The sequence below is a fragment of the Clostridium sp. Marseille-Q2269 genome, from assembly GCF_943736985.1.
Classification (GTDB): domain Bacteria; phylum Bacillota; class Clostridia; order Clostridiales; family Clostridiaceae; genus Clostridium_F.
The window spans coordinates 35,749-48,774 of record NZ_CALSFS010000012.1; the positions used below are offsets into that span (position 1 = coordinate 35,749).

Genomic DNA, 13,026 nt, shown 5'->3' on the forward strand with positions numbered 1-13,026 from the left:
AACCTAAATCCGTAGGGTTTTTGATTATAGATGATACTGTAAATCCCAAGAAATCAGCAAAGAAAATGCAAGGATTATCTTATAATTACTCTCATACAGAAGACAAAAATATTTGGTCACATTGTGTGGTTACTTCAAATTTTGTTGTAAATGATAAATCTATTCCTTTACAATATAAACCTTACTATAAAAAGGAATTTTGCAAAGATTTAAATAAAAATTTTAAATCTAAGATTGATATTGCAAAAAATTTTATAACTTCTTTTAAAACTCCATCTAATTGTGAAAAAATGTATTGTCTTATGGATTCATGGTATACAAATAATAATTTAATAGAAGCATCTTTAGCAAAGGGCTACCACCTAATAGGAGCAATTAAATCTAACAGAAAAATATCTCCATTAGGAATTTCAATGCAGTTATCAAAATTTGAAAAATTCCTTAGTCCTAACACCTTAGACCTTGTTACAGTTGAAGGTAAGGACTATAGAGTATATACCTATGAAGGTAATGTTTCTAAATTCCCTTATGCTAAAATACTTATTTGCTATGAAGTCACCGATGATGGATTCAAGAACCCAGTATATTTGCTGTCTACCGACATCTTATTAAATGCAGAAACTATAATTAAATATTATTTCCACAGATGGACTATAGAAACTTCATATAAATATTTAAAAAGCAATTTAGCTTTTGATAAATATAGAATGCGTAGCATTTTGTCTATAGAACGATATTTTCTTATAGTATTATTAATCTATAATTTTTTAGAATTATTTAGAGTTAGTTCCAACCACGGAGATTTTAAGACTATAGGTGAAACTCAGAAATATCTAAACAGCCTGACGGCAAAAGCACTTGTGTGCTTTATATATGAAAAATCAAAACAGAATATTGAACTAAAAGATATTTTATCTGAGCTAAAAATCCCTTAGAGTTTTTAAAAATTTATTATATAAAATTGAGCAAGTGTTTTCATATTATATGGATAATATATCATAATAAGTATAATATAATCTCAATAGGTAATTTAGCTTTTGAAATTGCCTAACTAAAGTAAATAAGTTTTTTGAAATTTGGATAATAGCATAATCTATTAAATCTTTTAAATAATCTATGTTTTTTTATAGAAGTGATTTTATATGACTATTAGCAATCATATTATAGTATATTCAGTATACATATTGTATAGCTATATTGAGATATTTTTTTATGGATAAATTTAACACGACTATTATTAAGATAAAATCAAATAATATAATTATGCAAAAATTATATTAAATGGAGGTAATAATATGAGAAAACTTTCAGAAGTAGAAGTATTATCTTTAACATCATTACTAAAAATGGAACAAGATGGATTAATTGTACAAAAAGCAATTAATACATTAATAACAGATGATAACTTAAGAAGACAAGGGGAAGCTAGTGCATTAGCATCAGAGGGTAGAATAAAAGGATTGCAACAATTTATTAATGAAAATGAAATAATAACTCCAAGGGAGGTACAATAAAATGGCAAAGATAATTGAAAACATGATTAAAAATAATATTAATGTTAATGATGAAGTTATATCTTTAAATATGCTTTCTGCGGGAAAAGCTGCAGCTGATGCATATCTTAATGCCACATTAACAAGTAGTACTCCAGAATTAAGATCCATATACTCTGCCAGTTTAAATCAAATAGTTGGAGGTCATAGTTCTCTTACAGAATTAGCTGTAAATGAAGGTTGGGCTAAACCTTATGATTCATCTAAACAGCAATTAAGTGATACTTATAATGAATCAAGAAATGTAATTAATAAAATTGAACAATAGTATAAATAAAAGCTTATTGAAAATTTAAAAATATGTTACTTTTTATAAAATTTGAAGGTAAATTAGATTGAATAGACCCTTTCTTTCAATATTTTATTATTAAAGTAAAAATAAAAATATAAAAAAACATCTAAAAGATTAGATGTTTTTTATATTTGGAATAATTAGTACAATGATAGGAAATTATAACATGGAATATAAAATATGGAGGTGTTAATTTTGTTTGAACATAAAAAACAATTACTACATGAAGTAAAAGTTGAAAGACCCAATCCACAATATGCTGTATTAATGCAAGAACAATTAGGAGGAGGTAATGGTGAACTAAAAGCAGCAATGCAATATATTTCTCAAAGCTTTAGGATAAAAGATCCTGAGATAAAAGATCTTTTTTTAGATATTGGTGCAGAAGAATTAAGTCATATGGAAATGGTATCCCAAACAATAAATTTATTAAATGGTCATGATGTGAATAATGAAAAAGTTATTAATGGTGAAATTCAGACACATGTACAATGTGGACTATCACCTGTTCTAATTAATTCATCTGGAGCTCCATGGACAGCAGATTATGTAACTGTTACAGGGGATTTAGTTGCTGATTTATTATCTAATATAGCATCTGAACAGAGAGCAAAAGTTGTATATGAGTATTTGTATCGTCAAATTGAAGATAAAGAAGTAAGAGCAACAATTGATTTTTTACTTAATAGAGAGGAAGCTCATAATGCTTTATTTAGAGAAGCATTAAATAAAGTTCAACATTCTGGTTCAAATAAAGATTTTGGAGTTACGGAAGATTCTAAACTCTACTTTAATTTATCTAATCCAGGACCAGAGCATGAGGTACCAAATCCCACTCCTCCTTCATTTGAAAATCCAAGAAGATAATTAATATAACAATAAATAATTTTAATGTAAAAAAGTTATAGAAATATTTATTTATCCAAATAAAAGGAATGAATCTTATACACTATAATATTCATTCCTTTTAGTTTATACTTAATTTTTGATATTATAATTTTATGGTAACGTAATTTTCATTATAAACATATTATATAAAGTAGTATAAATCAATATATTTTGGAGGATAGCATTGAAACTTAATAATATTAAAGAAATAACCTTATTTGAACATCATTTCTGGCTACAAATTTTAGGAGATCATTCTAGGTTTATTTTAAACTCACTTTCATCAAAAGAAGTAGAATTCATAGAAAGAGCAAACAAATTTAAAAATTTATTCGATAACCTATTAAAAAAATCTAAACAAAAATTATCACAAGAAGAACTTATTATTTTAAATAATCATGCTTATGATGCAGCAATGAGAATTAGAGAATTTAAGTTAAGTATAATTAATAGACAGATTACTGATAAAATTATCATTTCATTACCTCCTACTTTTATAAATCATATGGTTAATGAGGTAAGTGAATATATATGCATATTAACTGAACTAATGAGAGGAAATATATATCCTGCAGGAGATATTTATCTTCATCTTTTATGGCTTCCTGATGGATCAGGTCATGCATCTAATATATCCAGTAGCCTTGATATGACAGAAAAAAAATTAATTGAAAAGAGTAAAGAATATTCTAAAGAATTTGATGAATTATACTTAAGAACTATAGAATATAATGGTTATACAAGAATAGGTATTTGTAATTTCCCTGCACTTGATAAACTTAATAGCGATGTAGATAAATCAATGAGTTGTTTTAAAGAATTTTTGAATGAATTAAAAAAAGGGATTATAGAAAATAAAATACTTGCAACACTTGTACCATTAGTGCCAGATCATATGTTTAGAGAAGAGTGTTATTATTTAACTAAACTTTCAATGGTTTCAAATATAGAGAAACCTGAATGTGATCCTACAAAACCAAGGATAGAGTATTAGGGTGTGTCTGAAAACTAACCAGTGCAAAAGACTTAAATTTTAGCTATAATAATATAAAAAACTATGAGGTTAAAACAATGACACAAAAACGCTACGAAATATCAGATGAACAATGGAATCAAATAAAAAACTTATTTCCCGTTGCAAAGACAGGAAGACCACCCAAAGATAATAGAATTATGTTCAATGCCATACTATGGATTGCAAAAAGCGGTGCTGCATGGCGTGATTTACCTGAACGCTTTGGGTCATGGAAAACAGTATATAGTCGTTTTTGTAAGTGGCGTGATGACGGTACTTTAGTAGTAATTTTTAAAGAGCTAACCTCAGAAGCAGATTATGAAAATTTAAGTATCGATTCAACATGCATTAAAGCCCACCAACATAGTGCAGGTGCTAAAAAGGGGCTGTAAACAACGAAACGAAACAACATATTGGATTAAGCCACGGAGGACATACGACAAAAATTCATGCAGTTGTGGATGCCCTTGGCAATCCGGTATACTTCCAATTGTCATCTGGTAATTTACATGACAGTACACAAGCCATAGATATCCTTTCAAACATTGATATACAAAGTAGTAATATTTTAGCTGATAAAGCATATGGCACAAATGAAATTAGAGAATATATAACGTCACAGGGAGCCTCATATACTATTCCACCAAAATCTAATTCAAAGAATCCTTGGCCTTGTGATTGGTGGATATATAAGGAGGGTCATCTAGTTGAATGCTTTTTTAATAAAGTGAAGCATTTTAGAAGAATTGCTACTAGATATGATAAGCTTTCTTATTCTTTTCTTGCATTTGTTTATATTTCTGCCATTTTTGTTTTATCTAAATAAGCTCTTGATATATTGTTTTCAGACACGCCCTAATAAACATATCTAAAGTATATTCAATTTAAAAAAAATATTTATCCAAATATTAAAAAAGGAATATTACTATTTTAAAAGAATATTAGATATAACGGTTTCTCAAGAATGACCTCTCAAAGAAAAAAGAGCTATACTTTATCAAAGGGAGGTCTTTTAATGTTAAAAAATATAAGTATATACTTATATTTCAAAGGAGTATATTTCAAGTGTAGCAAAATCTATAAATTATCTATTTAAATACTTAGAAAATATTTTAACATTATAGGATATTAAAAGAATAAATATTTTATTATGAACACTTGATTTCGATTTTAAAATTTGCAAATGATTTATAATCATTTTTAGATGTAAATTATATAGTACATTGGTAATTATGTTTATTTGTTTAGTATTTAAGAAGGAGTATTAGAATATTACACATAAGGAACATCTATATTTAGGCATAAATTTCATCATAAAAAATAGTTCTATTTATTTAAAATAGAACTATTTTTTATGAAAGCGTGTAGGTATCGAGTTGTAGTACTAATATTAGTTATTAAATATTTAAAAAAATATTATAAATTTTATAGAAGGCCAACAGCATAAATATCATCACAATAATCTTATCTTTTAATAAGGGAAGGGGCTGGAGATAAATAAGCTCCATTTAAATGAAATTTTCTATGCATTATACATATCACAATGTACTAATTAAATCTAATACTAGTATATCCGAATATAATAATTTTAATCATAAAAAATTAAAAATTTTAAAAGGATTTTTTGTATTTAAAGAATATTAAATATAATGTTCTTTAATAGTTTTTCACTTTTTTTAAAACATAAAAAAGAGTCTACATTTATTTTTATGGGCTCTTTTGGTACTGTATCTATAATTATCTTATTAGGTGTCTGAGTCTATTTCATTATACCCAAATAAAATAATTTTAAATATGAAAAGGAATATAGTTACAAATATAGAATATTAGACATAAGACTTTCTAGAGTATAATTATAGGCCACTTTACACCAAAAGAGTTCTATTATTAATAGGGCTCTTTTATTGTATGTGTATATTTATTTTGTTTGGGTGTCTGAATCTATTTTTTAGTATATACAAATAAAATAAATTTCAAATATAGAATACTATTATATACTTCCTATAGTTGTTTATTCTTGTAAATAAAAAGAGCCTAAGATATAAATCCTAGACTCTTTTTATATTATATTTACTGAGTGGGGGTTCCAAATCTATATTTATTATATACATAATAAGTAATTTTATACATAAGCAAAGAAATATATTTCCATTTATAGAATGTTAATATTAGGAAATGGTTTTTTATAAATTAACTATGATTAATTATGAACGAAGTAAATTTAATTTTATCGAAAGATATAAGTAATTTAGAAGAGAAGTGCTCAGAAGTATTAGCTGATATAGTTGCAGAAATGTTAACAACTGAAGAGCTTGAGTATTTAATATCGCAACTTGAAAATAAAAAATAATAAATTTTATTAGGGGTTATATTATGAATATAAAAAACATAAAACTAAAGCTAATAAAGGGAAAGAACACTGCAGCAATAGTAACAGAAGCACTTTTAAAATTATATGAAAATAATGCTGAAAAAGTATTAAATCTAAATGAAGATAAAAAGTAGTTTTTAAAATATAAAAACTCTAGAGGGTTAACCTTTAGAGTTTTTTATTTATAAAGTTATCAACAATGTGAATAATAAAAGGGTGGTAAAGCTGAGATTATCATACATATTTTTTTTCACACTTTTCCCAAACTAGTTTCAAATTAAGCTAATTTGGTGAAAAAAGGTATATGCATTAAACCAAGTAATATCAATGGTTATGAGGATTGATGAATTTTATTAAATTTTATAAATACAAAGGGTGGGTTCGATTCCCACATATTCCTGCCAAGCTGAATTAAAAGTCTATAAGCCATAGTACCAAAAGGTACTATGCTTATAGACTTTTATGTTTTTGATAATTTGTTAAAAAGTTGTTGGATTAAACATTAAAAATTAAAATTATATAAAATGTATTAGTAATTTCGTTAATTTTAATATAATATAAAAAGTATAAATAAATTAATATTATTGTCAGTTAATTTAGAGTCGATTTAATGTGTAAAATATGATTCTGTAAACTGAATTTAACTAGCACAAGAGTTAAGTCAAATAATAGTTATTTATACTTTTTAAATAAGTTACTTAAACAGGCATATGATTAAAGCATATAAAGAGTTAAGTAATATATACGACAATAGAATTAGCAAAATTATGTAGTTTAAAACTTGGAGGTAGAGGACCTTGACTAATTTTTATAATCATACCTGGGTAGATGTAGTAAAATATTTAAATAGTGATTCTTATTCAGGACTTTTAGATAGTCAAATAGATTTACATAGAAAGAGATACGGTGCTAATGAATTTAATTTAGGTAAAAAGAAAAATGTATTTTATTTTATATTAAATGAAATAGCCCAACTATGGTTTTTTAATATAATCTTATGTTCAGTTTTACTTTTCATATCTAAAGAATTCATTTGTTTTTCTATATTAATTTTCATAGCTCTAGTAAATATAATTTCTATAGTTCATGTAGAATCAAAAGAAATTAAAAACGTAAAAACTTTAGAAAAATTAAGTATAACTGGTGCAAGAGTATTAAGAAGTAGCTTAACAAAGAATATAAGTTCTACGGAATTGGTAGTAGGAGATATAGTTACATTAAAACCAGGAGATACAGTGCCTGCTGATATAAGAGTTATAGAGACAGAAAGATTAAGAGTGAACGAGGCTGTAATTACTGGAGAAAACTATGTGGTAGAAAAGTACTCCACTAAAATAGAAGATGAAGAAATAAGAACATCAGAAATGAAGAATATATTGTTTAAATCTTCAACAATAGTTTCTGGTGAGGCAGTAGGAATAGTAATAGCTGTAGGAGAAAATACAGAAGCATTTAATATAATAAGTAAATCTTCAGAAAAAGAGGAAGAAAAATTTTCTTTGAAAAATAGAATGAGAAAAATAGCAAATCAAATAGGATTAATATTTTTAATATTAGCTATTTTAGCATCTTTTATGAATTATATAATGGGTAATGATATACGAAACATAATAAGTAATAGTTCTATATTAGTATTTTCATATATACCAATTACGCTTATATTAATTGTTATATTTAGTTCCTTAATAATAATTAAAAAAATGAAAAAAGAAGGTATACTTTTAAAAAATATATCCATAATAGAGAAATTTGCAAAGGCGTCTATAATTTTTATAAACAAAACTGGAGCATTATCTGAAAAAACAATGTATGTTAAAAAAATGTATACCAATGGTAAATCCATTCCTTTAAATGAAGAAACTATAAAAATAGATAGAGAATTTAAGGATGATCTAAATGTAACTAGGCTTTTACAAATAGGTATTTTATGTAATGATACAGATTTTAAGATAGGAGAAATAAGAAATTTTAAGAATGATTATGCAGAAATAGCTTTAACAGAACTTGCTATTAGAAATGGCATAAATAAAAATTCTTTAGAAGAAGAAAACAATAGAGTATTTCAAATACCATATGATACAGATAAAATGATAATGACTACTATTAATAAAGTTGATGGAAATTATAGAGCAAATATAAAAGGTTCATTAGAGAGTATATTAGGTAAGTGTACTCATATAATGAAAAATGGTATAGAAGTAGAAATAAGTGAAGAAGATATAAATAATATAAAAATGGCAGATATGGAGATGTCTAAAAACAGTTTATCTGTTATGGGATTTGCATATAGAAGCTTTAATTATGAGCCAAGCTCAAAGGGAAATATAGAAAGTAATTTAGTCTTTGTAGGTATTATAGGTTTTAATAATCCTTTAAAAGATAATTATGAGGAAGCTATAAATTTATCAAGATATCTTTGTGTTTATCCCATAATAATTACAGAGGATAACAAGCTGGCTGCTTATTATACTGGAATGAAATTAGGAATACTAAGAAAAGTAAATCAGGTTATATCTGGAGTAGAGTTAGATAATATGAAGGAAGAGGAAATCAAGGATAATATAGACAAAATAAAAATTTTTTCTAGAATTAATTATAAGCATAAAATAAAAATAGTTAATAATTATAAGGGAAAAGGATATGTAACTGTTATGGAAGGAACTAAGTCAAATGATTTATCCTCATTAAAATTGGCAGATGTAGGTATAACAGATTCTAGTAGCAGTTTACTTGAAAAATTTTCAGATATAGTATTAAAAGATTGGAACTTAAAAAATTTACTTATGAGTATAGTAGATTGTAGAAAAATTTTACAAGCATCTAAAAATGTTAGTGTATACATAATAACAGCACTATTGTCTACATTTTTGTTCTCTACATTAATTAATAGTTTTTATTCTATTTCAGATTTTAAATTTTATATACTTTGGATTAATTCTGTAACTATACTAATATCATCTTTAGCTATTATAATGCAATATAAAGAAGAAGATTACTCCATAAATAATTTAAAAGAAGATCACTATATAATTAATAAAAATAGATGGTTTATAATTTCTACGTCATTAATAATAGCAGCTATTTCATTTTTAAATTATAAGTTTTCTTATTCCTATTCCAAGGAGACTGCTGTAATAAGTTCGTTTTTTATATTAAATTTATTATTAAGTACTTCTATTTGTATATTAAGTAAAACAATTATATTTAAAAATAAATTATCTAACATTTTTGTAGCTGTGAATGCATTATTGCCTATAGTTATAACTGCTATATTAGATTATAGTATTCTATTTAAAATTTTTAACCTTCAATATTTAAAAATATTTATAGGTATAATAGTTTTATGGTTTATTGGAATAGTATTCAATAGTTCAAGAAAAAAACTCTCATAACATGTTAATAACATTAATAGAATTTAAATATAGCTTAACCACTAATATCAATGATTAAAGAATTTTAGGATGGTTAAAATAATAATATGGAGGTGGAGTGTTTCATGAGCTATAATATTTTTGAAACAGTTGTAAAAGGAAGCAACACAGTATTCTTAGATATACCTTCAGAACAATATTTTTCATGCTATGACAAACTAGATAAAAAGTCAGCAGATAACATAGTTAGAGACTATTTTATAAGTAAAGGAAATAAAAAAGATGCTGAAGCTATGAATATAAAATATAATGACTATACAAAAAGTATTCAAATATTAGCTAAACTTCAAAGTTAAGGAGATAGTTTATGGAAAAACCATTAATTTATTATGCTATTTCAGTTTTTTTGGGGTGTATTTCTACCTTGTTATTATTTAATAATGTATTATTAGGTGCAGTGTTTACTGCATCTTTTTTAATAATCATTTTTATAAATGAAGATACAAAAAACTTTATCATAATTTTATTATTTTTTATTTTAGCTATGTTTAGTTTTTATAGTTATTTTAATATAGATGTTCCCAATACTATTCAGGTTAGAATTGAAAAAGGAGAAAAATATTATTGCCTTGGAAAATACAAAGGAAGAAATATTCTTATAGTAGGAGAAACTAAAAATTTAGAAGAGGGTCTTAAAACTACTATAGAAGGAACTTTTAGAAAAGATGTTAAATATGATTATGGATCTGTAGGAATCTTTAAAGTAAAGAAAGTAAAAGAAAAAAATAAAGATATAATATATGGCATATATAATTTTAAATCTAAGGCATATAGTAAATTTAAAGAACAATTGGGAGAAAACAAAACTGCTATGGTAATGTCTTTATGCTTTGGAGAAACTAAATATATATCTAACAGTCATAAAGATACATTAAAAAAATTAGGGGTTATACATGCAGTTAGCGTATCAGGTTTTCATATGGGCATAATTTATAAACTGTTGGAGAGAACATTAGGGCTTGTTTTAGCTATTCCTGTATCTTTTGTATATGTAATCCTAACAGGCATGAAATCTTCAGCCATAAGAGCTTTTATAATGATTATAATATTAAAGTCTTCTAAAAAAATATTTAGAAAATATGATAGTTTGTCATCTATAAGTTTATCAGCCATAATAATATTATTAAATAAGCCATATTACATATCAGACATAGGCTTTATGCTATCTTTTTTATCTACTTTGGGTATTATTTTGTATAATAAAAAAATATCTAAGGTTCTTTATAAATTACCAAATAAAATTAATTCCTGTGTAAGTCTTACATTAAGTTCTCAAGTGTATACTTTCCCATATATATGTTTTAACATTAAAAGTTTTGGTTTAGGTTTAATAATGGGAAATTTAATATTAGTACCTCTTTATGCACCTATAGTTTTATTAGGAAATTTAGCAATAGTATTAATTAAAATTCCAATTTTATTTAATATTATAAATAAAATTATGTATGTTTTTTTAATGATGATAGATGGAGCGCATTATTTATTATCTAATATAACACCAGAATGCATTTATGTAGGTGCATTTGAAGGAATATGCTTTATACTCATATATATTAGTTATATATTATTTAATAATGGCTATAAAAATACAAAGTATTTACCGTTAACTTGTATAATATTTTTTATCTTATTTAATTATACTTTTTTTCCAAGTGTAGATTTTTATAGAGAAAAAGATTATAATATTACAGTTGTAAAATATAAGTTCAAAACTATTATGCTTTGCGATTATGAAAATAATGCTAGTAAAAATATATTAAATGTAAAAGAACAAGTAAATCCAGATAAGGTTATTACTAATATAAAAAATAATGAAAAGATAAATGTAGATAAAAATTTAAAAGTGTATGTTTTAAATAATGGAAAAGAACGGAGTACATATGATAAAGCAAAGAATCAAGATAAATATAGGAACATTGATGTTCTGTTAAAAAATAAAAATAAGAATATAATTTTTACAGAAAAATCTATTAGTTTAAATAAGGGGAAAAATAATTATGTTATAATAAATTTAAAAGAAAAAAATACCACATCCATATTAAATAAAAGATATGTAGTGGTTTTTAATAGAATTTTATGTTTAAAATAGATGAAATGTCAAATAAGGAGTGAACATTTTGTTAGATATACTAGAGTTTGAACACAATATAGAGAAATATATAAATGAGAATTGCTACATTTTTTCTGGTCATCATGAACAATTGATAAAAGAAAATATAAAAAAAATAATAGATAGCAACATAAAAAGTGATTTTAGGGATTTAAATTATGTTCAATTTGATGGATCACAATTAGAAGAATTTAATACAGTGTTTAATGCTTGTGAGACATTACCTTTTATGAGCGAAAAGAAGGTTGTATTAATATATAGAGCAGAATTTTTAGATGATAATAAAAGTGATAATAAAACTAAAAAATTATATAAAGATATAGAAAATTATATAAAAAGTATTCCTTCTCATTGTATTTTTATTATGTATTATATAATGAATAATAAAGGGATAAGCTAAGCTATAGAATAAAAAAATTAGATAAGAATGCATGTATAGTTACTATTGACAAAATTAAAGGACAAAATTTAGAAAGAAGAGTAGAGAAATTCTTTGATGATAGAGGAAAAAAAATAGCCAAAATACCATTGAAGGCTTTTATACAAACTATAGGAAATGAAAATTTAAGCTACATAGAGAATGAAGTAGAAAAGTTATGTACTTATGCATTGCATGAGGAAATAGAAAAAAAACATATCAAAGAAATGTATGAAAGCATAAAAGATGAAGATATATTTGATTTAATAAATTTTATATCTGAAAAAAAACCACGAAAAGCTATAGAAATTCTAAATGAATTAATTTATAAAGGTCAAAAAATAAATCATATATTAGTTATGATAGAAAAACAGTTTAGAAATCTATATCTTGTAAAGATAGGAATGGAACAAGGGAAAACTAAGGAAGAGCTTGCTAAAGAGTTGAAAATTCATCCTTATGGTTGTAGTGTGCTCATGAACCAAAGTAAGAAATTTACTTTAAGACAAATAGAAAAATCCATAAATTTAGTTATAGAAACAGACCAAAAAACAAAAACTACTTCTGCTAATATGCAAACAGAAGTAGAATTATTAATAATAAACTCTACATGTGCTTAAAATAAATAAACCCGTTTAAATACGGGTTATTTATTTTAAGCATTTAATGCGTTTAATTTTGCAGCTAATCTAGATTTTGTTCTAGCAGCTTTGTTTTTGTGGACTATTCCTTTTGAAACAGACATATCTAAAGCTCTAGCAGCTTTTTCATAAGCAGCTTTTGCTTCTTCAACGTTTTTACCTTCAACAACAGTTAAGAAGTTCTTTATTGTTGTTTTTAATGAAGATCTTAACATCTTATTTCTAAGAGTTTTAGTTTCTATAACTTTTATTCTTTTCTTAGCTGATTTAATATTTGCCATTTTTTCACCCCCTCGTGTTTTTATAG

General features: G+C 24.7%; 12 protein-coding genes and 1 pseudogene. 12 read left to right on the forward strand and 1 reads right to left on the reverse strand.

The genetic code is table 11. The annotated features are described in order from the left end of the window. The first annotated feature begins 20 nt into the window (after positions 1-20). From NGI68_RS12705 to holA, 12 genes and pseudogenes are all read left to right on the forward strand, one after another. Positions 21-935, forward strand: coding sequence for a transposase (locus NGI68_RS12705; RefSeq protein ID WP_251861841.1), 915 nt, complete (start codon positions 21-23; stop codon positions 933-935). Positions 936-1,295: 360 nt separating this feature from the next. After that, positions 1,296-1,514 (forward strand): hypothetical protein, encoded by a 219-nt coding sequence (locus NGI68_RS12710; RefSeq protein ID WP_251861842.1) that lies wholly within the window; start codon positions 1,296-1,298, stop codon positions 1,512-1,514. Between the two features lies 1 nt (position 1,515). After that, positions 1,516-1,821, forward strand: coding sequence for a spore coat protein (locus NGI68_RS12715; RefSeq protein ID WP_251861843.1), 306 nt, complete (start codon positions 1,516-1,518; stop codon positions 1,819-1,821). A 219-nt stretch (positions 1,822-2,040) separates the two neighbouring features. Further along, entirely contained in the window at positions 2,041-2,712 is a 672-nt protein-coding gene (locus NGI68_RS12720; RefSeq protein WP_251861844.1) for a manganese catalase family protein, read from the forward strand. 205 nt (positions 2,713-2,917) lie between these two features. After that, on the forward strand, positions 2,918-3,727 hold the full coding sequence (locus NGI68_RS12725) for a DUF2935 domain-containing protein (RefSeq protein WP_251861845.1): 810 nt from the start codon (positions 2,918-2,920) through the stop codon (positions 3,725-3,727). A gap of 77 nt (positions 3,728-3,804) precedes the next feature. Then, positions 3,805-4,574 (forward strand): IS5 family transposase gene (locus tag NGI68_RS12730; protein WP_251861846.1). Its coding sequence is split into 2 segments (ribosomal slippage): positions 3,805-4,132 and positions 4,132-4,574, totalling 771 coding nucleotides; the frame shifts between segments, so codons are not numbered across the junction. A gap of 1,380 nt (positions 4,575-5,954) precedes the next feature. Next, entirely contained in the window at positions 5,955-6,098 is a 144-nt protein-coding gene (locus tag NGI68_RS12735) for a hypothetical protein (RefSeq protein WP_251861847.1), read from the forward strand. 23 nt (positions 6,099-6,121) lie between these two features. Continuing rightward, positions 6,122-6,253: a hypothetical protein gene (locus tag NGI68_RS16975; RefSeq protein WP_286010118.1), complete on the forward strand. Its 132-nt coding sequence runs from the start codon at positions 6,122-6,124 to the stop codon at positions 6,251-6,253. A 663-nt stretch (positions 6,254-6,916) separates the two neighbouring features. Further along, entirely contained in the window at positions 6,917-9,511 is a 2,595-nt protein-coding gene (locus NGI68_RS12740; RefSeq protein ID WP_251861848.1) for an HAD-IC family P-type ATPase, read from the forward strand. Positions 9,512-9,615: 104 nt separating this feature from the next. Then, on the forward strand, positions 9,616-9,846 hold the full coding sequence (locus NGI68_RS12745; RefSeq protein ID WP_251861849.1) for a hypothetical protein: 231 nt from the start codon (positions 9,616-9,618) through the stop codon (positions 9,844-9,846). A gap of 11 nt (positions 9,847-9,857) precedes the next feature. After that, a complete protein-coding gene (locus NGI68_RS12750; protein WP_251861850.1) occupies positions 9,858-11,639 on the forward strand; it encodes a ComEC/Rec2 family competence protein in 1,782 nt (593 codons plus the stop codon). 28 nt (positions 11,640-11,667) lie between these two features. Further along, a pseudogene (gene holA / locus NGI68_RS17155) lies at positions 11,668-12,698 on the forward strand (DNA polymerase III subunit delta). A 35-nt stretch (positions 12,699-12,733) separates the two neighbouring features. Here holA and rpsT read toward each other — a convergent pair. Next, positions 12,734-13,000 carry a 30S ribosomal protein S20 gene (rpsT, locus tag NGI68_RS12765; RefSeq protein WP_251861852.1) on the reverse strand — a complete coding sequence of 89 codons (267 nt, stop codon included), beginning with the start codon at positions 12,998-13,000 and terminating at the stop codon, positions 12,734-12,736. Between the last annotated feature and the right edge of the window lie 26 nt (positions 13,001-13,026).